The organism is Pseudomonas sp. BF-RE-22 (assembly GCF_019956155.1).
Taxonomy (GTDB): Bacteria; Pseudomonadota; Gammaproteobacteria; order Pseudomonadales; family Pseudomonadaceae; genus Aquipseudomonas; species Aquipseudomonas migulae.
This window is the reverse complement of sequence record NZ_JAHBDD010000001.1, coordinates 134,326-158,700: the sequence shown is the minus strand read 5'-3', so window position 1 is coordinate 158,700 and position 24,375 is coordinate 134,326. Positions and strand designations below refer to the sequence as shown.

General features: G+C 59.3%; 25 protein-coding genes. 10 read left to right on the top strand and 15 right to left on the bottom strand.

What is annotated here, in order from left to right; all coding sequences use genetic code 11:
• Positions 1 to 175: 175 nt before the first annotated feature.
• The 3 genes from KGA82_RS00745 to KGA82_RS00735 all read right to left on the bottom strand — a co-directional run bounded on the left by KGA82_RS00745 (position 176) and on the right by KGA82_RS00735 (position 2,957).
• On the bottom strand, positions 176 to 802 hold the full coding sequence (locus KGA82_RS00745; protein ID WP_008031463.1) for a LysE family translocator: 627 nt from the start codon (positions 800 to 802) through the stop codon (positions 176 to 178).
• A 68-nt stretch (positions 803 to 870) separates the two neighbouring features.
• Positions 871 to 2,220: an NCS2 family permease gene (locus KGA82_RS00740; protein WP_008031464.1), complete on the bottom strand. Its 1,350-nt coding sequence runs from the start codon at positions 2,218 to 2,220 to the stop codon at positions 871 to 873.
• 293 nt (positions 2,221 to 2,513) lie between these two features.
• On the bottom strand, positions 2,514 to 2,957 hold the full coding sequence (locus KGA82_RS00735) for a MarR family winged helix-turn-helix transcriptional regulator (RefSeq protein WP_008031465.1): 444 nt from the start codon (positions 2,955 to 2,957) through the stop codon (positions 2,514 to 2,516).
• A gap of 83 nt (positions 2,958 to 3,040) precedes the next feature.
• Between KGA82_RS00735 and KGA82_RS00730 the strand changes: the two genes are divergently transcribed.
• A complete protein-coding gene (locus tag KGA82_RS00730; RefSeq protein ID WP_223449348.1) occupies positions 3,041 to 4,207 on the top strand; it encodes a PLP-dependent aminotransferase family protein in 1,167 nt (388 codons plus the stop codon).
• Positions 4,208 to 4,384: 177 nt separating this feature from the next.
• On the opposite strand, the gene KGA82_RS00725 is transcribed toward KGA82_RS00730, so the two are convergent.
• From KGA82_RS00725 to KGA82_RS00690, 7 genes are all read right to left on the bottom strand, one after another.
• Positions 4,385 to 4,756: a glutathione S-transferase N-terminal domain-containing protein gene (locus KGA82_RS00725; protein WP_008042800.1), complete on the bottom strand. Its 372-nt coding sequence runs from the start codon at positions 4,754 to 4,756 to the stop codon at positions 4,385 to 4,387.
• A 101-nt stretch (positions 4,757 to 4,857) separates the two neighbouring features.
• Positions 4,858 to 5,403 carry a GTP cyclohydrolase I FolE gene (gene folE, locus KGA82_RS00720; RefSeq protein WP_032832746.1) on the bottom strand — a complete coding sequence of 182 codons (546 nt, stop codon included), beginning with the start codon at positions 5,401 to 5,403 and terminating at the stop codon, positions 4,858 to 4,860.
• Between the two features lie 394 nt (positions 5,404 to 5,797).
• Positions 5,798 to 6,472: a polysaccharide lyase family 7 protein gene (locus tag KGA82_RS00710; protein WP_008042798.1), complete on the bottom strand. Its 675-nt coding sequence runs from the start codon at positions 6,470 to 6,472 to the stop codon at positions 5,798 to 5,800.
• Between the two features lie 314 nt (positions 6,473 to 6,786).
• Positions 6,787 to 7,500, bottom strand: coding sequence for an XRE family transcriptional regulator (locus KGA82_RS00705; RefSeq protein WP_008042796.1), 714 nt, complete (start codon positions 7,498 to 7,500; stop codon positions 6,787 to 6,789).
• Between the two features lie 117 nt (positions 7,501 to 7,617).
• Positions 7,618 to 8,175 (bottom strand): Smr/MutS family protein, encoded by a 558-nt coding sequence (locus KGA82_RS00700; protein ID WP_008031481.1) that lies wholly within the window; start codon positions 8,173 to 8,175, stop codon positions 7,618 to 7,620.
• 86 nt (positions 8,176 to 8,261) lie between these two features.
• The gene (locus KGA82_RS00695; RefSeq protein ID WP_008031483.1) at positions 8,262 to 8,582 is read right to left on the bottom strand and encodes a hypothetical protein; all 321 of its coding nucleotides are present in this window, start codon (positions 8,580 to 8,582) and stop codon (positions 8,262 to 8,264) included.
• 131 nt (positions 8,583 to 8,713) lie between these two features.
• Positions 8,714 to 9,304 (bottom strand): cysteine hydrolase family protein, encoded by a 591-nt coding sequence (locus KGA82_RS00690; RefSeq protein ID WP_008031485.1) that lies wholly within the window; start codon positions 9,302 to 9,304, stop codon positions 8,714 to 8,716.
• Positions 9,305 to 9,542: 238 nt separating this feature from the next.
• Here KGA82_RS00690 and prmB point away from each other — a divergent pair, with 238 nt between their 5' ends.
• Positions 9,543 to 10,451 (top strand): 50S ribosomal protein L3 N(5)-glutamine methyltransferase, encoded by a 909-nt coding sequence (gene prmB / locus KGA82_RS00685; protein WP_192227315.1) that lies wholly within the window; start codon positions 9,543 to 9,545, stop codon positions 10,449 to 10,451.
• Positions 10,452 to 10,558: 107 nt separating this feature from the next.
• Here prmB and KGA82_RS00680 read toward each other — a convergent pair whose 3' ends face one another.
• Both KGA82_RS00680 and KGA82_RS00675 read right to left on the bottom strand, forming a co-directional pair.
• The gene (locus tag KGA82_RS00680) at positions 10,559 to 11,350 is read right to left on the bottom strand and encodes a hypothetical protein (RefSeq protein ID WP_008042791.1); all 792 of its coding nucleotides are present in this window, start codon (positions 11,348 to 11,350) and stop codon (positions 10,559 to 10,561) included.
• 110 nt (positions 11,351 to 11,460) lie between these two features.
• Positions 11,461 to 12,459 (bottom strand): alpha/beta hydrolase, encoded by a 999-nt coding sequence (locus KGA82_RS00675; protein ID WP_223449346.1) that lies wholly within the window; start codon positions 12,457 to 12,459, stop codon positions 11,461 to 11,463.
• Between the two features lie 83 nt (positions 12,460 to 12,542).
• Here KGA82_RS00675 and aroC point away from each other — a divergent pair, with 83 nt between their 5' ends.
• Genes aroC through mtnC form a run of 5 tightly spaced genes read left to right on the top strand, consistent with a single transcriptional unit; the run spans position 12,543 to position 16,677 of the window.
• Positions 12,543 to 13,634 (top strand): chorismate synthase, encoded by a 1,092-nt coding sequence (aroC, locus tag KGA82_RS00670; protein WP_223449344.1) that lies wholly within the window; start codon positions 12,543 to 12,545, stop codon positions 13,632 to 13,634.
• 28 nt (positions 13,635 to 13,662) lie between these two features.
• Positions 13,663 to 14,814, top strand: coding sequence for an MFS transporter (locus tag KGA82_RS00665; RefSeq protein ID WP_223449341.1), 1,152 nt, complete (start codon positions 13,663 to 13,665; stop codon positions 14,812 to 14,814).
• Positions 14,811 to 15,431 carry a methylthioribulose 1-phosphate dehydratase gene (locus KGA82_RS00660; RefSeq protein WP_008031496.1) on the top strand — a complete coding sequence of 207 codons (621 nt, stop codon included), beginning with the start codon at positions 14,811 to 14,813 and terminating at the stop codon, positions 15,429 to 15,431. The genes KGA82_RS00665 and KGA82_RS00660 overlap by 4 nt, the downstream gene beginning before the upstream one ends.
• 12 nt (positions 15,432 to 15,443) lie before the next feature.
• Positions 15,444 to 15,989: a 1,2-dihydroxy-3-keto-5-methylthiopentene dioxygenase gene (locus tag KGA82_RS00655; RefSeq protein WP_008031498.1), complete on the top strand. Its 546-nt coding sequence runs from the start codon at positions 15,444 to 15,446 to the stop codon at positions 15,987 to 15,989.
• Between the two features lie 4 nt (positions 15,990 to 15,993).
• A complete protein-coding gene (mtnC, locus tag KGA82_RS00650) occupies positions 15,994 to 16,677 on the top strand; it encodes an acireductone synthase (RefSeq protein ID WP_223449339.1) in 684 nt (227 codons plus the stop codon).
• A gap of 134 nt (positions 16,678 to 16,811) precedes the next feature.
• Here the strand turns inward: mtnC and KGA82_RS00645 are convergent, their stop codons facing one another.
• A complete protein-coding gene (locus KGA82_RS00645) occupies positions 16,812 to 17,090 on the bottom strand; it encodes a DUF3509 domain-containing protein (protein WP_008031503.1) in 279 nt (92 codons plus the stop codon).
• 331 nt (positions 17,091 to 17,421) lie between these two features.
• Between KGA82_RS00645 and KGA82_RS00640 the strand changes: the two genes are divergently transcribed.
• Positions 17,422 to 19,260 (top strand): long-chain-acyl-CoA synthetase, encoded by a 1,839-nt coding sequence (locus KGA82_RS00640; RefSeq protein WP_223449337.1) that lies wholly within the window; start codon positions 17,422 to 17,424, stop codon positions 19,258 to 19,260.
• A gap of 96 nt (positions 19,261 to 19,356) precedes the next feature.
• Positions 19,357 to 19,875, top strand: a complete 519-nt coding sequence (locus tag KGA82_RS00635) for an ankyrin repeat domain-containing protein (protein ID WP_008031507.1) — start codon at positions 19,357 to 19,359, stop codon at positions 19,873 to 19,875.
• A gap of 1,151 nt (positions 19,876 to 21,026) precedes the next feature.
• On the opposite strand, the gene KGA82_RS00630 is transcribed toward KGA82_RS00635, so the two are convergent.
• The gene (locus KGA82_RS00630; RefSeq protein WP_223449335.1) at positions 21,027 to 22,367 is read right to left on the bottom strand and encodes a substrate-binding domain-containing protein; all 1,341 of its coding nucleotides are present in this window, start codon (positions 22,365 to 22,367) and stop codon (positions 21,027 to 21,029) included.
• Positions 22,368 to 22,561: 194 nt separating this feature from the next.
• Entirely contained in the window at positions 22,562 to 23,374 is an 813-nt protein-coding gene (gene xthA, locus KGA82_RS00625; RefSeq protein ID WP_008032791.1) for an exodeoxyribonuclease III, read from the bottom strand.
• 316 nt (positions 23,375 to 23,690) lie between these two features.
• Here xthA and KGA82_RS00620 point away from each other — a divergent pair, with 316 nt between their 5' ends.
• Positions 23,691 to 24,341 (top strand): GNAT family N-acetyltransferase, encoded by a 651-nt coding sequence (locus KGA82_RS00620; protein ID WP_008032790.1) that lies wholly within the window; start codon positions 23,691 to 23,693, stop codon positions 24,339 to 24,341.
• Positions 24,342 to 24,375 lie beyond the last annotated feature (34 nt).

The following is a 24,375-nucleotide window of genomic DNA, read 5'->3' as shown; positions in this document are numbered from 1 at the left end:
ATATAGCTTCTTTGGTCTTTCGCCCGCTCACACTGCGGGCTTTTTTTCGTCCCGAGGAATGTGGTGAATGTGCCGACGCCTTCGCGGGCAAGCCTCGCTCCTACAGGTTTTGTGTCGTTCCCGATAAATGTGATCGACATAAAACTCGTAGGAGCGAGGCTTGCCCGCGAAGCTCTTAACGGCTCAACAGCGACGCTGCGCCGGCGCCGCTAAACAGTCCGGCACTCACCCGGTTAAACCAACTCTGCCCCTTACCACTGCGCAGATACCGCGCCGCACCATGGGCACCTAACCCGTAAGCCAATTTGCACAGCAGATCCAACACCGTCCACGTAGCAATCATCACCAGCAACTGCGGCAGGAACGGTTGCCCGGCGCTCAAGAACTGCGGCAGGAACGCGGCGAAGAACAGGATGTCTTTCGGATTGCTCGCACCCAGCACAAATGCGCGCCCGAACAGGGCACGGAAACGTGGCACCGGCGCAGCCTGGGGCACTTCGGCGCCGACCGATGGCTGGCGCGATTGCTGCCAGCTCTGCCAGGCGAGGTAGAACAGGTACAGCGCACCGACGATTTTCAATGCACTGAACAGCTGTTCCGAGGCCAGCAACAACGCCCCCAATCCCAACGCGGAAGCGCTGAGCAAGCAGATCGACGCAATCACGCCACCCAAAAACGCCGGGTAAGAACGACGCAAACCGTAATTCAAACTGTTGCTGATCATCAGCAACGACAGTGGCCCCGGGATCAGGATCACCACCAGCGCAGCGCCGCTGAACAGCAGCCAGGTTTCCAGACTCATCACTTTCCTCCATTTGCACAAAAGCCTCACCCGACGGGGTGAGGCTGTTTTCAAGCGAGTACCTGTGTTTACAAGAAGATGAACTTGGCGATGAAGATCGCGCAGAGCACCCACAGGCTCACGGAAATTTCCTTGTATTTACCGGTGCCGGCTTTCAACGCCACATAGGTGATGAAGCCCAGCGCAATACCGTCGGCGACCGAGAAGGTCAGCGGCATCATGATCGCGGTGACGATCGCCGGAATGCTGTCGGTCGCTTCGTCCCATTCGATGTGCGCCATGCCGCCCATCATCAGCATCGCCACGTAAATCAGCGCGCCGGCTGTTGCATAAGCGGGGATCATGCCAGCCAGCGGTGCGAAAAACATGGCTGCAATAAATAACACACCTACGGTCACTGCGGTAAGACCAGTCCGACCACCAGCGGCTACACCCGCGGCACTTTCCACATAACTTGTGACGGGAGGAACACCCACCACGGCGCCGAATACGCTGGAGGCGCTGTCGGCTTTCATTGCGCGGGAGAGGTTTTCGATACGGCCGTCCGCGTTCACCAGGTTGGCGCGTTGGGCGACGCCCATCAAAGTGCCGGCAGTGTCGAACATGTGCACGAAGAGGAAGGCCAGCACCACGCTGATCATGCTGACGTTGAATACGCCGGCAACGTTCATGGCCATCCAGGTCGGTGCCAGGCTCGGCGGCGCCGACATGATCCCTTCGTAATGCACCAGGCCCAGACCCCAACCGGCCAGCGTTACGGTGATGATGCTGATGAGAATCGCACCGAACACCTTGTGGTAGCTGAGCACGGCGATCATCAGGAAGCAGATCGCGGCGAGCAGCGGGCCGGGTTCACGCAGGGAGCCGAGCTTGATCAGCGTCGCCGGGCTATCGACGACGATGCCGGCGGTTTTCAAGCCGATCAGGCCGAGGAACAGACCTACGCCGGCGCCCATTGCAAAGCGCAGGCTCACCGGAATGCTGTTGAGCAGCCATTCGCGGATCTTGGAGAAGGTCAGGATCATGAACAACACACCGGACACGAACACTGCACCGAGTGCGGTTTCCCAGTTGTAGCCCATGGTGCCGACCACGGTGTAGGTGAAGAAGGCGTTGAGGCCCATGCCCGGCGCGAGGCCGACCGGCCAGTTGGCGTACAGGCCCATCAACAGACAACCCAGCGCAGCCGCGATGCACGTTGCAACGAATGCCGCGCCGTGATCGATCCCGGCGTCGGCCATGATGTTGGGGTTGACGAAGATGATGTAAGCCATGGTGATGAAGGTTGTCAGACCGGCAATCAACTCGGTCTTCACCGTGGTGCCATGCAAGCTGAGTTTGAAGATGCGTTCCAGCCAGCCATTGCGTAATGGCGGCGAGAGTTCCAGCGACGGGGCTTCGGATTTGCGGCTTTCCACAGCGAGTACTCCTCAAGAGTTTTATTGTTATTTCCAGGGCCGGACCCATGAGGGTGGCAGCGGCCCTTTGAGGCATTCGCGAATTTGTTGACCGCTTGGTCAGGAACTCGCACGCAGTGGATTATGCTTTTGTATACAAATAATGCAAATAATGTTTTTGATTTTGTAGACGAAAAGTTTGGCAATAGGGATATATCGCCAGAAAGGACGCCTTCGCGGGCAAGCCTCGCTCCTACAAAAGCGGCGCATATCCTGTAGGAGCGAGGCTTGCCCGCGAAGGCGGTTTCCAGGATTCAGATTTTTTGCTGGTTCTCCCCAAGCGCCAGATTCACCGCCAACCACCCATTCACCGCCGTCTCCCCAGCCTCGGCAAACACCCGCTCCAGCAGTTTCACCTGCTCACGCCGCAACGACTGCTCAAACCGCGCCCCTTCCACGGTCAGTTCCAGCAGCCGTTTACGCTTGTCGGTCTCGGACGCAACGCTGTCTACCAGGTGCATTTCCACTAACTGGCGCAGTGGAATGTTCAGTGCCTGCTTGCTCACGCCGAGCAATGCCAGCAGCTCCTTGACGCTGAGATTCGGGTATCGGGCGATGAAAAACACGATGCGTTGATGCACCCGGCTCAAGCCACGACGCTCGAGCATTTCGTCGGCCTTGGCGGTGAACGCCTGGTAGCCGAAGAAAAACGCTTCCATGGCCTGTTGCTGGGAGGCGGGATTTTTAAGGTCAAGCATGTTGACGTATCCGTTCGGGTTGTCGTAATTTCGGTCAACCAGTTTGACTCATTTTTCTCAGGCCTCGCTACCGGTGACCCCCCATGGCTTTTTCCGAACGTGTCTCGCGCCTTAAAAGTTCTTTGATTCGTGAAATCCTCGCCGCAGCCCAGCGCCCGCAAGTAATGTCGTTTGCCGGTGGCTTGCCGGCCGAAGTCATGCTGCCGACCGTCGAATGGGCCGACATGCCGCTGTCCATCGGCCAATACGGCATGAGCGAAGGCGAACCGGAATTGCGCGAGGCCTTGGCGGCCGAGGCGCGAGCACTGGGCGTGCCCTGTGAGGCGAGTCAGGTATTGGTGGTCAGCGGCTCGCAGCAAACCCTCGATCTGGCGGCCAAGCTCTACATCGACAAAGGCACCGAGATCCTGCTCGAAGCGCCGACGTATTTGGCGGCGTTGCAGATCTTTCAACTGTTTGGCGCCGACTGCATCACCGTGCCGCTGGAGGCCGATGGCCCTAATCTGCTTGAGCTGCGCACGCGTCTGGAAAAACACCAGCCTGCGTTCATCTACCTGATCCCGACGTTCCAGAACCCGTCGGCGGTGCGCTACAGCGAGGTCAAGCGCGATGCGGTCGCCGGGTTGCTGGATGAGTTCGGCGTCACCCTGATCGAAGATGAGCCGTATCGCGAGCTGACGTTTGATGGCGGCAGTGCCAGGCCAATCGTCAGTCGCTTGAAAAAGACCAGTTGGATCTACACCGGCACCGTGTCGAAAACCTTGTTGCCGGGGCTGCGAGTAGGCTACCTGATCGCCAGTCCGGACCTGTTTCCGCATTTGCTGAAACTCAAGCAATCCGCCGATCTGCACACCAACCGCGTCGGCCAGTGGCAAGCGCTGCAATGGATCGGCACCGAGAAATTCCAGCAGCACCTGAGTAAGCTGCGGGATTTTTACCGGGTGCGTCGGGATGCGTTTCAGTTGGCACTGGAAACGCATTTTTCTGATTTGGCAGAGTGGAACGTGCCGCAGGGCGGGCTGTTTTTCTGGTTGACGCTGAAACAACCGCTGGACACGCGCACGTTGCTCAAGCCTGCACTGGCGGCGGATGTGGCGTTCATGCCGGGTGAGCCGTTTTTTCCGGAGCCGGACAATCACCCGGGGCATTTGCGGCTGAACTTCAGCCACATCGATCCGGCGCGGCTGGATGAAGGGTTGAAGCGATTGGCGGCGGTGGTGCGACAGGCGCAGGCAGCGGAAGCGGCCTGATCGCAGAGATAAAAAAACCGGCTCATGGGCCGGTTTTTTTTTGTCTGAGATTTGTGGTGGTTGATCCGACGCCTTCGCGGGCAAGTCGGATCGCCGCACCGCTCGCTCCTACAGAAGATGCATAACCTGTAGGAGCGAGGCTTGCCCGCGAAGAGGCCATCAGCCACACCGTAAACCTCACGCCGCCGCGAATCGCTTGTCCAGATAATCAATGATCACCTTGGACTCATACATCCAGGTGGTCTGGCCATTCTCTTCAATGCGCAGGCACGGGACCTTGATCTTGCCGCCTTGCTCCAGCAGAACCTGACGATCCTGCTCGTTGTTCTTCGCATCACGCAACGCCACCGGCACATTCAGGCGGCGCAGGGTGCGGCGGGTTTTCACGCAAAACGGGCAGGCGTGGAACTGATACAGCGTCAGGTCCTTGGCAGCCGCTTCAACCTGAGCCTGGGCGGCGGCAGGGCGCTGCTTTTTGCCGGGACGGGTGATGAAGTCGATGAAAATGATCAGTTGGCCGAGGCCGACACGAAGCGCTTTAACGAACACGGTACAAGCCTCACGGGGCGAAAGAAGGCGCGCAGCTTACCTGATTTTTCGCAGACGAAAAAAAACCGGCGATGAATGCCGGTTTTCTTCGTTGCTGCGAATTACTTGATCAGGCTGAGAAACTCGCTGCGGGTCGCCGCGTTTTCGCGGAACTCACCGAGCATCACCGAGGTGATCATCGTCGAATTCTGCTTCTCCACACCGCGCATCATCATGCACATGTGCTTGGCCTCGATCACCACCGCAACGCCCAGGGCGCCGGTGACTTGCTGGACCGCATCGGCGATCTGGCGGCTGAGGTTTTCCTGGATCTGCAGGCGGCGGGCGTACATATCGACGATCCGCGCGACTTTCGACAGGCCCAGCACTTTGCCGCTCGGGATGTAGGCGACATGCGCCTTGCCGATGAACGGCAGCAGGTGATGTTCGCACAACGAGTAGAGCTCGATGTCTTTCACCAGCACCATTTCGCTGTTGTCGGAGCTGAACAAGGCACCGTTGGTGACTTCTTCCAGTGTCTGTTCATAACCGCGGCAGAGGTACTGCATGGCTTTGGCGGCACGTTTTGGCGTGTCGAGCAGGCCCTCGCGGGAGACGTCCTCGCCCAATTGGCCGAGAATCGCGGTGTAATTCTGTTCCAGTGTCACAGGGGCTGATTCCATAAGGGTTTCAGAGGGGTACTGTTTCTGTCTGTACCAATGTTGTACCAATCGAGCTCGTTTCAAACGGCCCGTTCACTCTGGTCGATGCCGGAGTTGATTCGTCGGGCGTGGTCGATAGCAACATCTGAACGCTACGACCGAGCCGAGTGGCAATAAAACGCAGGGTTCATCCCCGACATGAGGCACATGGTAGCGTATGTGTGACGGCAGTTGTATTGCCAGCGGGCGCGAAGCCCAAAATCGGTCATCACGGCCTGCAAGTGTTTGTCGGTCGCGCAGGCCTGCTGGATTTTATCCGCATCCCGCTACAGCCTGTCGCCAGGCTGCAGCAGTGATGTTCCCCTGAAACCTGTTTTGCTCATCAGGCCGAGCAGGTCTATCAGGCGTGAGTGATCGACAGATCGCTGATGATGCAGACAGAACCGTCTAGCGGGTCGGTGGTGTCGGAGTAATCGATCTGGTTGTACACGCCGCCGTGAAAGGCAAGCGTCTTCGTGTCCCAAGTGTTGTCGAGGCGCATGATCGCGGAAGTGGATTTGACGCCGTTACAGCTGGCCGATACAGAAACGGCGCCGCTCGAGTTGGCGTGAATGTTGATTTTGAAAAGTGCACCGAGCGGTACATTCTCCAACACCGTCGAGTTGACCGGGTCGTCCTGGAGGTAGCTTGACCGGAACCCCATGGTGATTTTTCCTTTGTTCCAGAACACCTTCACTGGAGGTCGTTCTGAACCCTTCACATGAATTTGGCCAATCACGACTTTCTGCAGCGAGTTGACTTTGGTCAGTCGCATTTCCTGGCGGTTCCAGTGGTCCGCTGCGCTGGAGAACAGCCAGTAACCTGGCTCCTTCCACTCACAGCGAGTTCGTAGCGTGCTCTTGCTGGACGCTCCAAGCGTCGGCGCCGTCATCTGCAGCGAACCATCTTCAAGCATTGAGATGACGTCGGGGCATTCGAGCAGTGCGCGCCAGCCGATGAGCTCAAGCGCAATCGGGTTGGTGTCGGAGATTGGAAGCGGGGTAGCGATGGTGAAGTTGCTGATGTCTACAGTCATGGTTTTTACCTCAGTCCATTGATGTCGCTTTTTGCTCTGGTGAGCCTTGCGTTTGATGCAGGCCTACATCCCACTGCCCACTCAATGAATGGGCAGAAGTGATAGTTGGCGGCTTCCGATCGATTTCCCGTTGGCTTGAATACGAATATAGGCGTTCCCATATTTTGTGTAAACGGGTATTCCCATATTTTATTCTGTGCCTGTATTTCAGGTGCAAAAAAAAGCCCGCGCTTGGCGGGCTCCTCTTGGATGTGCGTCGATTTGCTGTATTGCACGTTATGGCACTGGACGTTCACGAATCACCGCAACTCGGTTCACCGCGAATACATTGCCCACCAAAAGACGTGACCCAGGATCGCAATCTGCTGCTCCTGGACCTCGGCGAAGGTGTAGTCCTCGTCCGGATGCTCGTCACGGTTGAAGCTGCGTAGACGGATCCCGCTGGGCAGTCGGTAGACTTGTTTCACGCGGAGCTGGCCGTTGTGGTTGATCGCGTACATGTCGCCGTCGACAATGTCGCCCAGCGAATTCTTGCCAATGTTCATGCCAACGGTGGCGCCGTCGCGCAGTACCGGGAACATGCTGTTCCCGCTCACCCGCACGCACCTGGCGTTGTTGAACTGCACGTTATTGTGACGCAGGTCTTTCTTGAAGAAACGCAGCCTGGCACTGTCGTTTTCTGCGATCACGAATCGGCCTGAACCCGCCGCCAGCTCAACTTCACGCAGGAAGGGGACATAAACCTCATCGTCATCCAGGGGTGTGCTGTCGTCCCAAGGCTGGATGTCTGACATTGAAATGTCTGGAGGGGGGGAGACCCCTTTAAGCATGTCACCGACACCTTCAGCCAGCCACATCGGTGAAACGCCACACACTGAAGCGATCTGGGCAACAAAGGCTGTCGCTTTCGATTTCCCGCGCTCGAGGTCGGAGATTGAGGTTTGAGTCAGCCCCGCGCGCTCGGCAAGCTCGGTCTGATTGAGCTTGGCGTGTTGGCGGGCTGTTTTGAGTCTTTCTTTAAATTCCATCTGCGAAGTATTACGGGAGCTCCCATATCATTGCAAGTCGGTGTACCTGTACTGAGTGGTCAGTCAGTAGCCAGATCGGTGTGGCGGATACGACGCTGCAAGCGTGGCGCAACGACTTTACTCGTCGCGACCTTCCATCATGGTGCGTTTAAGCATCACATAGACCGCTCCGGCACCACCATGTTTCGCCTGGCACGAGGTGAAGCCAAGTACCTGTGAATGCTGGCGCAGCCAGGTGTTGACGTGGCTTTTGATCATCGGCCGCTTGCCGTCCAGGCGCACGGCTTTGCCGTGGGTGACGCGCACGCAGCGGATTTCGAATTTGGTCGCTTCCGCCAGGAACGCCCAGAGGGTTTCTCGGGCCTTTTCCACACTCATGCCGTGCAGGTCGAGGCTGCCTTCGAAGGGAATTTGCCCGATCTTGAGCTTGCGCATCTGGCTTTCCTGCACGCCGTCGCGCGCCCACATCAGCTCGTCTTCCGGGCCGACGTCGATCACGAACTGATCGGACAGACCGTCAACGGTAGTGGCATCGGTGCGCACGGTGGCGGCTTGACGCAGCTTGGCGATCTGCGCGCGGTCAGCCTTGGGTTTGCCGGTTTCGGCGCGATCGTGCTTGATCGGCTTGACGCCTTGGATCGCGCTTTTGAACAGGGAAAAATCGTTGTCTTGCATATCAGCCTCCGCGAAGGGCGGCCAGTTTACCCAAGTCGAGACACGACCGATAACAATTGGGGCCCGCTAAACGTCAGGCCGTCAATTCAGTCGTGTTTTTTCATCAGATGCGGGGACATGTTCAGCTCTTGCGACTGGCGCGCGCGGCGACGGCAACGCCGCCACAGCCAAACGCCGAGGTAGAGCAGGAACAGACCGACCGCCAGAATGATTGCCGAGCCCAGCGGGCTGGCATTCAACTCGCCGAGTGCCGGCGGGTGGCCCAGCAGGCTGGCGGCGCCGGCCATCGCCAGCAACACACCGCACGTTGCCAGCAAGGCAGCAAAGGCTGCGCCGAATCGAAAACGCCAGTTGCTTTGGCCTTTGGGCCGCAAGCGGCGTGCGTCAAAACCATCGGATAACTTCATTCCGACCTTCCTCAATGGGTATCGGCCCTTCGACCGGGAGTTGACCGGGATGTTCCTGAGGCTATGACATTTACAGCGAACGAGAGGCTTTTGCGGATGAGCGGCGGCATGAACCGCTCATCAAGCGTCGATCAGATCAGATCGTGGGTCAGGGCGAGGGTGGCGAAGTTGTCCGCCATGATCGCCATTTCGGTCTGTTGAACGTGGTCAGCGCTCAACACGCCACCCTTGTAGGGCAAATCGCGCGTTGCACAGGCGTCTTCAACGAGGGTGCAGCGAAAGCCCAGGTTTTTCGCGGCGCGCACGGTGGTGCTGACGCTGGAGTGACTCATGAAACCGCACACGATCAGGTCCAGGGAGCCGAGATTTTGCAGGCGGTCCAGCAGTTCGGTGCCGTGAAACGCACTCGGCAGCAACTTGCCGATGATGGTTTCGTCGCTCTGTGGTTCGAGGCCCGGGATGAATTCACCGCGCTCGCCTTGCGGATCGAACAGCCCGCCGACGGTGCCGAGGTGGCGCACATGCACGATAGGACGGCCGGCTGCGCGGGCAGCGCTCACCAGCTGCTTGATGTTCGCGACGGCAGCATCCATGCCGACCAGGGCCAGGGGGCCGCTGAGGTATTCTTTCTGGGCATCGATGATGACAAGGGTCGCATGGCTCAGATTGGCGGCGGCATAACCGCGACCGCTGAGTTGAAACATCGTTTTTGGAACGGACATTCTGGGGCTCCTTGGAGTGGGGCTTTTGCGACATTGTCCTCTGGCTGAGCGCTTCTGTGAATCGCTACCATCGTAGGCGCCGTCGTTACTGGCCTGCAGCCTTGTCAATATCCTCGTTTTGTTCAATAGCCAGCGATAAAAATGGATATGTCCTACATCTGAGCCGGTGTTTTTCCTGCGTCGTCGTAACGCGTTTTGGCTGTTAGAATCGCCAGTCGTTTTTTCTGGAGTTTACCCCGTGATCACTTCCCGACTTCGTACCCTGCGTGACCATATCCGTTGGGCCGTCAGCCGCTTCCATGGGGAGGATCTGTTTTTCGGCCATGGGACCGACAACGCCTGGGACGAAGCCCGTCAACTGGTGTTGGGTGCCTTGCACTTGCCGTGGGAAATTGCTGACAGCTACCTCGACTGCAATCTGGAAGACGATGAGCTGGTCAAGCTGCAGCGTTTGCTCAAGCGGCGCATCGAAGAACGCATTCCCACCGCTTACCTGTTGGGTGAGGCGTGGTTCTGCGGCATGTCGTTCATCGTCGATGAGCGTGTATTGATTCCGCGTTCGCCGATCGGTGAGCTGATTGAAAAGGGTTTCGCACCGTGGCTGGGCGCCGCGCCTGCGCGGATTCTTGACCTGTGCACTGGCTCCGGTTGCATCGGTATCGCCTGCGCCTATGAATTCCAGAACGCCGAAGTCGTTCTGGCGGATCTGTCGTTTGAAGCGCTGGAAGTGGCCAATCAGAACATCGAGCGCCATGGTGTCGATGAGCGGGTCTACACCGTGCAGGGCGATGGTTTCGATGGCTTGCCGGGTCAGCGTTTCGACCTGATCGTGTCGAACCCGCCTTACGTCGATGCGGAAGATTTCGCCGACATGCCGCAGGAGTATCAGCATGAACCCGAGCTGGGACTGGCCTGTGGCGACGATGGCTTGAACCTGGTACGACGGATGCTCGCCGAAGCGGCGGATCATCTGACCGAGAAGGGTTTGCTGATTGTCGAAGTGGGCAACAGCCAGGTTCACGTTGACGCGTTGTACCCGGAAGTCGACTTTGCCTGGCTCGATTTCGAGCGCGGCGGGCATGGCGTGTTCATGTTGACGGCGCAGCAGTGCCGGGAGCATCAGGCGTTGTTCGCGTCCCGCGTCTGACCTGAGGACGCCTTCGCGGGCAAGCCTCGCTCCTACAGGATTAGCGCATGACCTGTAGGAGCGAGCGGGCGGCGATCCGACTTGCCCGCGAATGGCCGCACCGCCGATTAACGGTGTGTGGCAATCCAGATCAACAACCCCGCCTGAAACACCGCAAACGCCACCAGGCACGTAATGGTGAACCGCAGCCCCGCGTCTTCGCGTTTGTATTTGCTGACCTTTTCTTCGTGTTTCTTCAGCTTCACTTCCTGTTCGGCCAGGTTCTGCTCGGCCTGCTGCAGCATCTGCGCCGCTTCGAGAATTTCCACCTGCTGCAACTTCTCGGTGTTCCAGTCGGCCAACAGGTCGCCGACCTGCACCTCTTTGACGCTGCCCTTCAAATGCTGGGCGTCGGCATACACCACCTCAAAACCATGCGCTTTCAAAAAGCGATCACGGCGCAGGCGCGTGTCTTCGTTCAGCGCGTCCTTGTTGTTCAGGTCGGTGCCGTCGACGGTGTAGCCGGGCCAGCGCTTTTTCGCCCAGGTAATGCCCTGGGCTGCCATGTAGCGGCCGATGCCACGGTTCATCGGTTCGATCTGCAAACCGCTTTCCGGTCCGAAATGCACACGTTTTGTGGTGTGGTCGACCCACACGTCGAGGTGGTTCTGTTCCTTGCGCACGCGCTGGCCGGGCAGGGAAATGGTCATGCGCAACAGACTGTGTTTCTTGTCGTTGCGTTCGGCATAACCGAATTCGACAAAGCGCAGTGGCCGCCCGCCGGTGTTGCGGTCGGTCTGCAACGGTGCCAGGCGGAGCATCTTGTGGTGCTCGACGTGGACGTCCGCCCACGGCAGCTCGACCGCTGGCGGTGCGTCTTTTTCAGCGGTGGTGTCGGGTGAAGTCGGGGTATCAGTCATAACGGCGAGATCCTGTCCAAGCTCAGCTTGTCGCCAGTCATAACGCTGGCGACAAAGGCTTATCGGCCGTTTTTTTCAGGACTGGAGGGAAAAAGCGCTTAAAAAGGCGCTCAACTGGAGCGAAGTCCGTCAATAAACCCGAGGATCCGTGTGCCCAGTTCGGCTGCCAGCGGCAATTGCGGATCTTTGTAGGAGGCCAATTGCCGTTTGACGTCGTTGGGCACGATGCGCATGACGTGGTTCATGCCCTCGATCAACGCCAGTTCGGCGTCCGGTTTGGCGGCCTGCAACAACCTGGCGTCGCCGACACCGACCTGGATGTCGTTGCTGCCTTGAATGATCAGCGCCGGCATTTTCAATTTGGCGAATGCGGCGGCGGGGTCCTGGCGGAACAGTGAGATCAGGTACGGCTGTACGCTCGGGCGGAATATCACCTGAAGTTGCGGCGGTACGTTGTCATCGGTGCGACCGGCCTTGAGGCTGTCGAGCAGTTCATTGCTGCGCAGCATCAGCGGAGGAGGCAAGCGATTGCTCAGTTGCTGACGCAGCACCTGATCGATCGGCCGGGCGCTGCCGGACAGGGAAATCACCCCGGCGGCATCGACGCTCGGCGCCGCGAGGCTGGCGATCAATGCGCCTTCGCTGTGGCCCAGCAGAATCAACTGGCCAAAGCGCGGATCGCTTTTGAGCTTGTGGCCCCAGGCCTCGGCGTCGGCCACATAGGCTTCCACCGACAGATTGCGTTCGTCCGGGGTCGCCGCGAGGCTCGCCGCCACGCCGCGTTTGTCGTAACGCACGCTGGCAATGTTGTGTTTGGCCAGCACCCAGGCGAGGCGCTTGAGGCTGTCGTTGCGTCCGCCGTCGGGGTTATTGCCATCACGGTCTGTAGGACCGGAGCCGGAAATGATCAGGACAACCGGTACGGGTTTGTCGGATTTTGGCAGCAACAACGAGCCGAAAAGCTCCCCGGTGCCGGTATCCAATGTGATCGGCCGTTGCAGGACGGTGGCCTGTACAAAGCCGGTAAACAAGGTAAGGCTCAAGGCTAAAACTCGCAGCATCATCACGCCATCATGAACAAGATGCCGGTTGGACTCGCAGGCACCCATAAGGTTCGAGGATGAACTAGTTGGGTAGCCTGCGTATACTGGCGCGCATTACGTATTCAGGTTCATTTCACGGAGCGTCCTGCATGTCCGGCAATACCTACGGCAAGCTGTTCACTGTCACCACCGCGGGCGAAAGCCATGGTCCGGCGTTGGTCGCCATTGTCGACGGCTGCCCGCCGGGGCTGGAAATTTCCCTGGAAGATTTGCAGCGCGACCTCGATCGCCGCAAACCCGGCACCAGCCGCCACACCACCCAACGCCAGGAAGCCGACGAAGTCGAAATCCTCTCCGGCATTTTCGAAGGCCGCACCACGGGTTGCTCTATCGGCCTGTTGATCCGCAACACCGACCAGAAGTCCAAGGACTACTCGGCGATCAAGGACCTGTTCCGCCCGGCCCACGCCGACTACACCTATCACCACAAGTACGGCGAACGCGATTACCGCGGTGGTGGCCGCAGCTCGGCGCGGGAAACCGCCATGCGTGTGGCGGCTGGCGCGATTGCCAAGAAATACCTGGCCACCCAGGGCATCGTCATTCGCGGTTACATGAGCCAGCTCGGCCCGATCGAAATCCCGTTCAAGACCTGGGATTCGGTGGAAGAAAACGCGTTTTTCAGCCCTGATCCGGACAAGGTGCCAGAACTGGAAGCCTATATGGACCAGTTGCGCCGCGACCAGAATTCGGTTGGCGCGAAGATCACCGTCGTTGCCGAAGGCGTGATGCCAGGCCTCGGCGAACCGATCTTCGACCGTCTCGACGCCGAACTGGCCCACGCGCTGATGAGCATCAACGCGGTCAAAGGCGTGGAAATCGGCGCCGGTTTCGCCAGTGTTTCCCAGCGCGGCACCGAGCATCGCGATGAAATGACCCCGGAAGGATTCCTCAGCAACAACGCTGGCGGCATCCTCGGCGGCATTTCCTCCGGCCAGCCAATCGTTGCGCATTTGGCGTTGAAGCCAACATCGAGCATCACCACGCCGGGCCGTTCCATCGACATCAATGGCAACCCGGTGGAGGTCATCACCAAGGGCCGTCACGACCCGTGCGTCGGCATCCGCGCCACGCCGATTGCCGAAGCGATGATGGCCATCGTGCTGATGGATCACCTGTTGCGTCACCGCGGGCAGAACGCCGATGTGCGCGTGAGCACGCCGGTGCTGGGTCAGCTTTAATGGCTGACCTCTCAGTCGCTGCGGTCTGATGACCGTGGCGGCGCTCCCGTACTGGCGGCTCTCCAGTTTCTATCTGTTCTATTTCGCCTTGCTCGGTTCGACAGCGCCGTTCCTGGCGCTGTACTTCGATCACTTGGGTTTTTCTGCCGCGCGCATCGGCGAGCTGGTGGCGATCCCGATGCTGATGCGTTGCGTCGCGCCGAACATCTGGGGCTGGCTCGGGGACTACACCGGCCAGCGCCTGGCCATCGTGCGCTTCGGCGCGGTCTGCACGCTGCTGACGTTCTCGCTGATTTTCGTCAGCAAAACCTACGCCTGGCTGGCGATGGTCATGGCGTTGCATGCGTTCTTCTGGCACGCAGTGTTGCCGCAGTTCGAAGTCATCACCCTGGCGCATCTGAAAGGGCAGACGTCCCGTTACAGCCAGATCCGCTTGTGGGGTTCCATCGGTTTCATCATCACCGTGGTCGCGCTCGGCCGCTTGTTCGAATGGCTCAGCCTCGACATCTACCCGGTGGCGTTGGTGCTGATCATGGCCGGGATCGTCGTCAGCAGCCTGTGGGTGCCGAACGCGCAACCGGTCCAGAGTGAAAGGCTGGCGGCTGACGGGTTTCTCAAGCAGTTGCGCAGCCCCGGTGTGCTGGCGTTTTACGCGTGCGTGGCGCTGATGCAGATGAGCCACGGCCCGTATTACACCTTTCTGACGTTGCACCTTGAGCGATTGGGTTACAGCCGTGGCTTGATCGGCCTGCTCTGGGCAGTTGGCGTGGTGGCCGAAGTGTTGATGTTTCTGGCCATGAGCAAGATCCTTGCGCGCTTCTCCGTGCGCCGGGTGCTGCTGGCGAGTTTTCTGCTGGCGGCGCTGCGTTGGTTGCTGCTCGGGTCGCTCGCTGAATTTTTATCGGTGCTGCTGTTTGCCCAGGTATTGCACGCGGCGACGTTCGGCAGCTTTCACGCCGCTGCCATCCAGTTCGTGCAACGTAGCTTCGGTGCGCGCCAGCAAGGGCAGGGCCAGGCGTTATACGCGGCATTGGCCGGCACCGGCGGCGCACTGGGCGCGTTGTACTCCGGCTACAGCTGGAATGCCCTTGGGGCCTCGTTCACCTTTAGTATTGCCAGTCTGGCAGCCTTCGCGGCTGCCGTTATCATTGCCACACGTATGCAAGAGGACCGGCCATGAGCCTGACCCGTGAACACCTCGCCCAGGAAATCATCGACGCCGGGCGTTTTTTGTATGGCCGCGGCTGGTCGCCGGCCACCAGCAGCAACTATTCGACCCGGCTGTCGCCGAGTGAAGCCTTGCTGACCGTGTCCGGCAAGCACAAAGGCCAGTTGGGCATCGACGATGTGCTGGCCACTGATCTGTCGGGCAACAGTCTGGAACCGGGCAAGAAACCGTCCGCCGAAACCTTGTTGCACACCCAGCTCTATAGCTGGCGTGCGGAGATCGGCGCGGTGCTGCACACCCATTCGGTGAACGCCACGGTGCTGTCGCGCCTGACACCGGAAGATTTCATCGAGTTCGAAGACTACGAGCTGCAAAAGGCGTTCAGCGGCATCTCTACCCACGAATCCCGGGTGCGTGTACCGATTTTCGACAACGATCAGGACATTGCGCGCTTGGCCGCCAAGGTGCAGCCTTGGCTGGAAGCCCATCCCGATTGCGTCGGCTATCTGATTCGCGGTCACGGCCTCTACACCTGGGGCGCCCGCATGAGTGATGCGTTGCGGCAGATCGAGGCCTTTGAATTTTTGTTCGAGTGCGAGTTGAAGACGCGTTCGATCCTAAACCGTTAAGGAGTTGCCCTGATGAGCAGCCTGTCCGTCTACCATGTCTCAAGCCCTGACATTCCGAACAAGGTGCTGACCCATTTCGAAGACATCGCCTCGACCCTGGCCGAGCAAGGTGTGCGCTTCGACCGCTGGCAAGCGGCGGCGAAAATCCAGCCCGGCGCCAGTCAGGAAGAAGTGATTGCCGCGTACCAGGAGCAAATCGACAAGCTGATGACCGAACGCGGTTACATCACCGTCGATGTGGTGAGCCTGAACAGCGATCATCCGCAAAAAGCCGAATTGCGCGCCAAGTTCCTCGACGAGCACCGCCATGGCGAAGACGAAGTACGATTTTTCGTCGCCGGCCGTGGCTTGTTTACCCTGCACATCGACGATTATGTCTACGCCGTGCTCTGCGAGAAAAACGACCTGATCTCGGTACCGGCCGGCACGCCGCACTGGTTCGACATGGGCGAGCATCCGCATTTCGTTGCGATCCGGCTGTTCAACAACCCGGAAGGCTGGGTGGCCAATTTCACCGGCGAAGACATCGCCAGCCGCTTCCCGCGTCTTGAGGACTGAGTCGATGCCGATCAAAGCGATTCTCACCGACATCGAAGGCACCACCAGCGCGGTGAGTTTTGTGTTCGAGGTGCTGTTTCCCTACGCCGCCAAACACCTGCCGGACTTCGTTCGCCAGCACGCCGCGCGCGCCGATGTGGCGGAGCAACTGGACGCCGTGCGCCGGGATAGCCATGAGCCGGACGCCGATGTCGAACGCGTCATCGAGATTCTCCTGGGCTGGATCGCCGAAGACCGCAAAGCCACGCCGCTCAAGGCGCTGCAAGGCATGGTCTGGGAGCAGGGCTATCAGGCCGGGCAGTTGAAAGGTCATGTGTACCCGGACGCCGTTGAAGCGCTCAAGCGCTGGCATCAGCAGGGTTTCAAACTGTTTGTTTATTCCTCGGGTTCGATTCAGGCGCAAAAACTGATCTTCGGCTGCTCCGAGGCGGGGGATTTGTCGCCGTTGTTCAGCGGCTATTTCGATACCACGTCGGGACCCAAGCGTGAAGCGCAGTCGTACCAGCGCATCACCCAGGCCATCGGCCTTGAAGCAGCGCAGATTCTGTTCCTGTCGGACATCGTCGAAGAGCTGGACGCGGCGCGCACGGCGGGTATGGCAACCTGCGGACTGGCACGTGAAGGCGGGGAGTTGGCAGGGCATGTGACCGTGGACAGCTTTGCCCGGATCAATCCTTCCGCATACTAATTCACGACGCTAACCTGTAGGAGCGAAGCTTGCTCGCGAAGGCGGCGTATCAGGCGATATTAATGTTGACTGATACGCCGCCTTCGCGAGCAAGCTTCGCTCCTACAAGGGCTGGTTTGCGGCGTTGAAACGGTTTATGCCGAGTGATACGTCGGCAGTGCAAAGCGTTGTTGGCTTTGCAGCATGGAGATCTGCGGCAATTCGCTGGCCTGTTCGGCCAGGTCACGGCGGATCGCACTGATCACCCACGACAGCTGATCACCGGCATGCAACTGCTGGTAGGAAACCGAGCGCTTGAAGACTCTGCCTTCACTGCTGCGCAAGGTCAGCAGAATGCCACCATCGGGACGTGGCTGGGTGGTGACTTCGAAGTTGGAGAACAGGGACGAAAATTTTTCCTGGATCAGGTTCATGTCTATCAGCTCCGTAAGCGCTTGAATGGCAAGCATGCAGAGGTAGTTGCAGTGATTGTGCCAGCACCTGATTTTTTAAAAATCGTTATAAATCAATAAGTTAATTTAAATCCATTTTTTTGCTTTCGTGCAATCTGCATGAATGGCCATCGTGCATCCTGCATTTTGCGGGGTCGATGTCGGTTCGATGGAACCATTCACATCCTCCGGGTTCGCGTTTTTCGCGGATACAAAACATTTCAAAAACCGCGTGTACAGCTCAAGAACCGTTGACGTATTTTCGGGCTCAATCACCGTCGCCCGACAATAAAAAGATCGAACGGGAGCACCCATGAGCCGCACGACGAACGACACGATTACCTGGGGCATGATGCTCCGCAAGCTGCCGTCCATTGCCAAAGCCATCCCCCGGGTGGTGAAAGGCATGAAGGCTGCCAACGTCAAGGACCCGACCCAACCGTGTGGCCTGGGCTGGAGCTTCGAACAAGCGACGTTGCGCAATCCCGCCGGCCCGGCCTTGCTCCAGGGCGCGGTGGTGCTCACGTACTCGCAAGTCAATCAATGGGCCAATCGCATCGCCCATCACCTGATTGCCCAAGGCATCGGCAAGGGCGATGTGGTCGCGGTGTTCATCGAAAACCGTCCGGAACTGTTGGTGAACATATTGGCGGTGGCCAAGGTCGGGGCGATCAGTGCCTTGCTCAACACGTCTCAAACCCGCGATACCCTGGCCCACAGCCTGAACCTGGTGGCGCCGGCAGCGATCATTGTCGGTGAGGAGCTGGTGCCGGCGTTTGCGGCAGTGCGCGAACGGGTCTCGATCGACGCGGCGCGCACCTGGTTCGTCGCCGACCAGGACACCTACCGCCAACCGGGCGTTGCCCCCGACGGTTTCATCAACCTGATGACCGCGATTGCCGACAGCCCCTGCGACAACCCTGCGAGCAGTCAGCAGGTTTTTTTCGACGACCCGTGTTTCTACATCTACACCTCGGGCACCACCGGGCTGCCCAAGGCCGGGGTGTTCAAACATGGGCGCTGGATGCGCAGCTCGGCCAGTTTCGGCTTGATCGCACTGGACATGCGCCCCGAGGACATCGTCTATTGCACCTTGCCGCTGTATCACGCCACCGGGTTGTGCGTGTGCTGGGGCTCGGCCATCAGCGGCGCCTCGGGGTTTGCCATCCGCCGCAAGTTCAGCGCCAGCCAGTTCTGGAGCGACGTGCGCAATTACCGCGCGACCACCCTCGGTTATGTCGGCGAATTGTGCCGCTACCTCGTGGATCAACCGCCCAGCGCCGAGGACAACCAGCACGGCGTGACGAAGATGATCGGCAACGGCCTGCGCCCCGGCGCATGGCACGAATTCAAGACACGCTTTGGCGTGAACCACATCTGCGAGTTGTACGCGGCCAGCGACGGCAATATCGGTTTCACCAACATCCTCAACTTCGACAACACCGTCGGGTTTTCCCTGATGTCTTGGGAGCTTGCGGCCTACGACCATGACAGCGGGGCGCCGACGCGTGACGCCAACGGCTTCATGCGCAAGGTGGCCAAGGGTGAGCAGGGGCTGTTGCTGGCGAAGATCGACGACAAGGCGCCGCTGGATGGCTACACCGATCCGCAGAAGACTGAAAAAGTCGTGCTGCACGACGTGTTCGAGAAGGGTGACCGTTACTTCAACACCGGTGACCTGCTGCGCAACATCGGTTTTGGTCACGCGCAGTTCGTCGACCGCCTGGGGGACACTTATCGCTGGAAGGGTGAAAACGTCTCGACCACCGAGGTCGAAAACATCCTGCTGCAACACCCGAACATTTCCGAAGCCGTGGCTTATGGCGTGGAGGTCCGCAACACCAACGGGCGCGCCGGGATGGCGGCGATCACGCCCGCCGAGTCCCTGGCGACCCTGGATTTCAGCGAGCTGCTGGCCTTCGCCCGTGAGCAAATGCCGGCGTATGCGGTGCCGCTGTTCCTGCGGGTGAAAGTGAAGATGGAGACTACCGGCACCTTCAAATACCAGAAGACCCGGCTCAAGGACGAAGCCTTCGACCCTGGCAAAACCGGCGACGACCCGATCTATGCCTGGTTGCCGGGAACCGACACTTACGTGCAGGTCGACGAACAATTGCTGGCGGATATTCACGGCGGCAAGTACCGCTATTGATTGTGGCTATGGCGTGCCTTGAGAAAAAACAAGTGACAGTGTCGGGGGCGCTCGGGAAACTGTCGGCTTTGCGAATAACTGTAAGTGGAGTTTCCAATGTCCGATCAAAGCCGCCAGATGACCCCCGAAGAAGCCGCCGAATTTGCCGAACAGGTTTTCAACAAGGCGCGCGAGGGTGATGCGGCGATGATGGCTGCGCTGCTGACCAAAGGCCTGCCGCCGAACCTGCGCAACCACAAGGGTGACACGTTGCTGATGCTGGCCGCTTACCACGGCCATGTGGACACGGTGAAAGTGCTGCTTGAGCACAAGGCTGATCCGGAAATCCGCAACGACAATGGCCAGAGCCCGATTGCTGGCGCGGCGTTCAAAGGGGACCTGGCGGTGGTCAAGGCGTTGGTCGAGGGCGGTGCGCTGGTGGAAGGTGCATCGTTTGACGGTCGCACGGCGTTGATGATGGCGGCGATGTTCAATCGCGTGGAAATCGTTGATTACCTGATTAGCAAAGGGGCGGATCCTAAGGCCAAGGATGCCAATGGGGTTTCGGCGTTGGATGCTGCGAAAACGTTGGGTGCGGTGGATACCGTTGCGCAATTGGAGAAACTGTTGGGCTGATTGAGCGGAAGGCCCCGGAACCCCTGTAGGAGCCGGCTTGCTGGCGATGGCGGCCTGATAGTCGATCATTTTTTTTGTCGGAGTACATATCCATTTCTGCGGTAGCGGCGGCTATTGGTTCCGCTCTTACAGCGGGTCACTTGGAAAAGCGCCAAGTAACCAAGCGCTTTTGCCCCTTTCGTTCGGTGCCTCGCCTAGGCTCGGCATGCCCTCGCTCCGGTCCTGCTCCGTGGGCCCGCCGCGATCGGCCATCCCTGGCCGTGCGCGGCTAACCCGGCATCCATGCCGGGTTGCCCACTGCGCAGAACCTCCACTCGGCCTCTCGAGGGGGCGACTACCGCCACGGCCGCCGAGGCGGCCTGAAAGCCGACCTGGCTCTTCAGTTGTACGCGTTGTCCTTCTTTGATGCGTTCACTCATTCCCGACATGTACACCGCTCCCCTGTAGGAGCCGGCTTGCTGGCGATGGCGTCCGTCCAGCCAATACATACGTCGACTGACCCACCGCCATCGCCAGCAAGCCGGCTCCTACAGTTGATCGTGTACATTCCGAACACATATGCATTTCCCCGTAGGAGCCAGCTTGCTGGCGATGGCGTCCGTCCAGTCGAAAAGGAGGGGGACTGACCCACCGCCATCGTCGGAACGCCGCCCGCAGCAAGCCGGCTCCTACAGTTGATCGTATTTATCCAAATGCATATGCATTTCCCTTGTAGGAGCCAGCTTGCTGGCGATGGACGTCAACGATAACGCGGGCTGTCTGAATGAACGCGGTGCCCAGACGATTTTCGCCGGCAAGCCGGCTCCTACAGGGCGCGCGTACGCCTTTGATCTTCACCACTCATCAGGCCGAGCGTTAGCTCGCCTTCAGCTTTTGATCTTGAGGTGCACGCCCCCTCGAGAGGCCGAGTGGAGGTTCTGCGCAGTGGGCAACCCGGCATGGATGCCGGGTTAGCCGCCCCCGGCCATGGATGGCCGATGGCGGCGGGCCCACGGAGCAGGACCGGAGCGAGGGTATGCCGAGCCTAGGCGAGGCACCGAACGAAAGGGGCAAGAGCGCTTGGTTACTTGGCGCTTCTCCAAGTGACTCGCCGTAAGGGCGAAACCAATAGAAGCCGTTACCGCAGCAACGGATATACACACAAAACCCAATCAATACACCCAAACCTCAACCCGCCGATTCTTGATCCGCCCCTCATCCGCACTATTGGCCGCCACCGGCATCTCGGCGCCAAAACCGCGAATCTCGCGAAACACCACGCCGCTTTTCACCAACTCCCGCCGCACCGCCATGGCCCGCAATTTCGACAGCAGGTCAGCCCGCGCCGGATCGCTCTTGGCATCGCCAAACCCCACCAACGTCACCTGCCGGTTGGTTTTCTGGTTCTGCTGAAGGTAATCAAGCACCCGCGTCAGGTCCTGTCGGGCCTTGTTGTCCAGCGTTGCGCTGCCTTCCTCGAAACGAAAATTCACAGTCAAGCGCTGGGCGTGGCGACTGAGCGCCTGATAACCCTCGGGCATCAATGCGTTGGGCGTAACGGCCATCGCCTGGACGGTCTGGGCAATAAACCCGTTGGCCGCGACGATGGCCTGGCCGTTGCTGCTTTGCGCAAACGCCACCAACGCTTCGGCCCAGGGGTTTTTGGCGTTGGGCGGCAGGTAAAAGAACAACCGCCGCGACAATGGATAGTCTTCCGTGGCGATCAGGCTGTTAAGCGGCGGCATGGCCTGGGATTGGCCATCGACGATCGCCACGGCTTTGGCCTGACGCACGTAGGGCAGGCCGATAAAACCGATGCCCTGCGGATCGAGGCTGACCGCGTCGGACAACTGCTCGCTGGATTCGAAACGTTTCGCTGCGCTGTTCAGCGTTTTCCCACGACGACTGAGCACCACTTCCTTAAACGTGTCGTACGTGCCCGATTGGTCATCCCGCGCATACAGGTGAATGCTCCCACCGCTGCCGCCGAGTTCTTCCCAGGTTTTCACTTCGCCGCTGAAGATTTGCGCTAGTTGTTCGGTGTTGAGTTGATTCAGCGGGTTTTGCGGATGAAGGATGATTGCCAGGCCGTCGATGGCGATGACCTGCTCGGCGCCAGGACTCTTCAGGTCGCCGAGGGATTGCAGGGCCAGCAGTTCGCTGTCCTTGATCGGGCGCGAAGAGGCGGCGAGGTCCGCCGTGGCGTTTTTCAGGGCGGTGAAACCGGTGCTGGAACCGTGGGCCGCGATGTCCACCATAACCCGGCGGCCCTGAGCGGTTTCGCCGACCACGCGCAATTCGTTGGCTTTGTCCGGGGTTTCGCTGTGGACCTTGAGCAAGCCTTGCTCGCGCATCAAGCCCTCGACCAGCGCCGGGCCCAATGCCGCGCCAATGGTGTTGGAACCCTGGATGCGCAGCACCGGTCCCTGTTTGGGCGTCGGCAAGTCAGCGGCCGACGCGGTGATGGGCAGCCCGGCGCACAGCATTAACAGGAAGAAAACGCGCAGCGTCATGCCGGCACCTTTAAAGAACAAAGAAAGTGCCGGGAGATTAAGTCAGTAAGGTTTCTGAAAGATGACAGTTGCTAATGTGGGAGCGAGACCGGCTTGCCGGCGATGGCGGAGTGTCAGGCAACATAGATGTTGAATGTCAGACCCTCATCGCGAGCAAGCTTGCTCCTACAGTTGAGCTGCGTTGAGCCGGGGGATCAGCTCAACTCAAGCCAGATCGGCGCGTGGTCCGACGGTTTTTCCATCCCGCGCAACTCGTAATCCACGCCGGCATCCTTCACCCGCGGCAACAAGCCGTGGGACGCCATGATCACGTCAATCCGCAGCCCGCGCTTCGGTTCATCCTCAAAGCCACGGCTGCGGTAGTCGAACCAGCTGAATCGGTCGGCCACGTCCGGGTTCAGGTGGCGGAAGCTGTCCACCAGGCCCCAGTTCTTCAAGCGTGCCATCCACTCGCGTTCTTCCGGCAGGAAGCTGCATTTGCCGGTTTTCAGCCAGCGCTTCATGTTGTCCGGGCCGATGCCGATGTCGCAGTCTTCCGGGGAAATGTTCACATCGCCCATCACCACCAGCGGTTGTTCGTTGTTGAACTGGCTTTCCAGCAAGTGCTGCAGATCGTTGTAGAAACGTTCCTTGGCCGGGAATTTGGTTGGATGGTCGCGGCTTTCACCCTGTGGGAAATAGCCGTTCATGATCGTCACCGGCACGCCATTGGCGTCGGCGAAAGTGCCCCAAATGAAGCGACGCTGGGCGTCTTCTTCATCGGTGACGAAACCTTTGTGCAGTTCCAGCGGTTCCTTGCGCGAGAGCAGGGCAACGCCGTAGTGACCTTTTTGCCCGTGGAAATACACGTGATAGCCCAGCGCCTGGATCTCGGCCAGCGGGAACTGATCGTCGTGGACCTTGGTTTCCTGCAGGCCGATCACGTCCGGCTGATGCTTTTCGATCAGCGCCGCCAGCTGATGAGGACGAGCGCGCAGCCCGTTGATGTTGAAGGAGACGATCTTCATGGTCGGCAGTCCTGGCAAAAGGGCGATGCTAGCTGACCTGTGGGATTGGGGCCAGTGTGGGGTGAGGGGATTCGCTGTGTTCTGTCAGATCTTCATTGGCAGTACCGGCCTCTTCGCGGGCAAGCCTCGCTCCTACAGGTTTTGAGTTGCACCCAATTGATTCACCTGTAGGAGCGAGGCTTGCCCGCGAAGAGGCCAGTTCAGTCGATGAAGATCCTGACTTGGTCTATACCTGTCTGGGGAACTGTGAAGCCACCCACACGCTCGTACCAATAAGAGCGCAGCCACCCGAGCCGCGCCGGGGAGAATGACCGTTATGCCCGAAACCTCGACCGTCATCGCCGATATCCACATGCTCGACAGCGGCTATTCCCGCGAAGCCCGCTCCCTGTTGTACCAGGCCTACCGCCACGAGCCGACCTTTGGTTACCTCTTCGAAGCCGAACGTCCCGGTTATGAACAGCGGGTGCGCGCCACCGTACGGGAACTGGTCAAACAACACTTTCTTCAGGATTTGCCAGCCATCGGCCTGCTGGTCAACGACCGCTTGATCGGTATCGCGCTGATCGCGCCGCCGCAACGACGCCTGGGCATCACCGAAAGCTGGGCGTGGCGCCTGCGGATGGTGCTCAGCACCGGGTTTCGCTGCACCCGCCGCTACCTCGAATACCACGACGCGGTGATGGCCTGCGTGCCGTCCGATTCGGTGCACCTGCTGCCCTTGCTGGGGGTTCACCCGCAATTTCAGGGCAAGCACTTCGGCGAACAACTGTTGCAGGCGGTTCATAACTGGTGTGCGGTCGATGAGCATTCCCAGGGTGTAGTCCTCGATACCGGGAACCCGCGTTATCTGGAGTTCTATAAACGTCAGGGCTACGAGGAAATCGGTGAAGTGGCGGTAGGACCGATCCGCGAGCATGTGTTTTTCCACGCCAACCCACAGGTGCTGCAAACCGCCACGGCATAAAACGGTAGAACTTTCGCGGGGCGCGAGGCTCTAT

Excerpts from the sequence above, each read along its gene's own strand:
- KGA82_RS00700 (WP_008031481.1), bottom strand. The coding sequence starts at position 8,175 with ATGCAAGACAACGATTTTTCCCTGTTCAAAAGCGCGATCCAAGGCGTC.
- KGA82_RS00680 (WP_008042791.1), bottom strand. The coding sequence starts at position 11,350 with ATGACTGATACCCCGACTTCACCCGACACCACCGCTGAAAAAGACGCA.
- KGA82_RS00640 (WP_223449337.1), top strand. The coding sequence starts at position 17,422 with ATGAGCCGCACGACGAACGACACGATTACCTGGGGCATGATGCTCCGC.
- KGA82_RS00620 (WP_008032790.1), top strand. The coding sequence starts at position 23,691 with ATGCCCGAAACCTCGACCGTCATCGCCGATATCCACATGCTCGACAGC.
- KGA82_RS00690 (WP_008031485.1), bottom strand. The coding sequence starts at position 9,304 with ATGTCCGTTCCAAAAACGATGTTTCAACTCAGCGGTCGCGGTTATGCC.
- KGA82_RS00635 (WP_008031507.1), top strand. The coding sequence starts at position 19,357 with ATGTCCGATCAAAGCCGCCAGATGACCCCCGAAGAAGCCGCCGAATTT.
- KGA82_RS00705 (WP_008042796.1), bottom strand. The coding sequence starts at position 7,500 with ATGGAATTTAAAGAAAGACTCAAAACAGCCCGCCAACACGCCAAGCTC.
- KGA82_RS00710 (WP_008042798.1), bottom strand. The coding sequence starts at position 6,472 with ATGACTGTAGACATCAGCAACTTCACCATCGCTACCCCGCTTCCAATC.
- KGA82_RS00730 (WP_223449348.1), top strand. The coding sequence starts at position 3,041 with ATGGCTTTTTCCGAACGTGTCTCGCGCCTTAAAAGTTCTTTGATTCGT.
- aroC (WP_223449344.1), top strand. The coding sequence starts at position 12,543 with ATGTCCGGCAATACCTACGGCAAGCTGTTCACTGTCACCACCGCGGGC.
- KGA82_RS00675 (WP_223449346.1), bottom strand. The coding sequence starts at position 12,459 with ATGGGTGCCTGCGAGTCCAACCGGCATCTTGTTCATGATGGCGTGATG.
- KGA82_RS00665 (WP_223449341.1), top strand. The coding sequence starts at position 13,663 with ATGACCGTGGCGGCGCTCCCGTACTGGCGGCTCTCCAGTTTCTATCTG.
- KGA82_RS00630 (WP_223449335.1), bottom strand. The coding sequence starts at position 22,367 with ATGACGCTGCGCGTTTTCTTCCTGTTAATGCTGTGCGCCGGGCTGCCC.
- KGA82_RS00655 (WP_008031498.1), top strand. The coding sequence starts at position 15,444 with ATGAGCAGCCTGTCCGTCTACCATGTCTCAAGCCCTGACATTCCGAAC.
- KGA82_RS00660 (WP_008031496.1), top strand. The coding sequence starts at position 14,811 with ATGAGCCTGACCCGTGAACACCTCGCCCAGGAAATCATCGACGCCGGG.
- xthA (WP_008032791.1), bottom strand. The coding sequence starts at position 23,374 with ATGAAGATCGTCTCCTTCAACATCAACGGGCTGCGCGCTCGTCCTCAT.
- KGA82_RS00645 (WP_008031503.1), bottom strand. The coding sequence starts at position 17,090 with ATGAACCTGATCCAGGAAAAATTTTCGTCCCTGTTCTCCAACTTCGAA.
- KGA82_RS00735 (WP_008031465.1), bottom strand. The coding sequence starts at position 2,957 with ATGCTTGACCTTAAAAATCCCGCCTCCCAGCAACAGGCCATGGAAGCG.
- KGA82_RS00695 (WP_008031483.1), bottom strand. The coding sequence starts at position 8,582 with ATGAAGTTATCCGATGGTTTTGACGCACGCCGCTTGCGGCCCAAAGGC.
- mtnC (WP_223449339.1), top strand. The coding sequence starts at position 15,994 with ATGCCGATCAAAGCGATTCTCACCGACATCGAAGGCACCACCAGCGCG.
- KGA82_RS00745 (WP_008031463.1), bottom strand. The coding sequence starts at position 802 with ATGAGTCTGGAAACCTGGCTGCTGTTCAGCGGCGCTGCGCTGGTGGTG.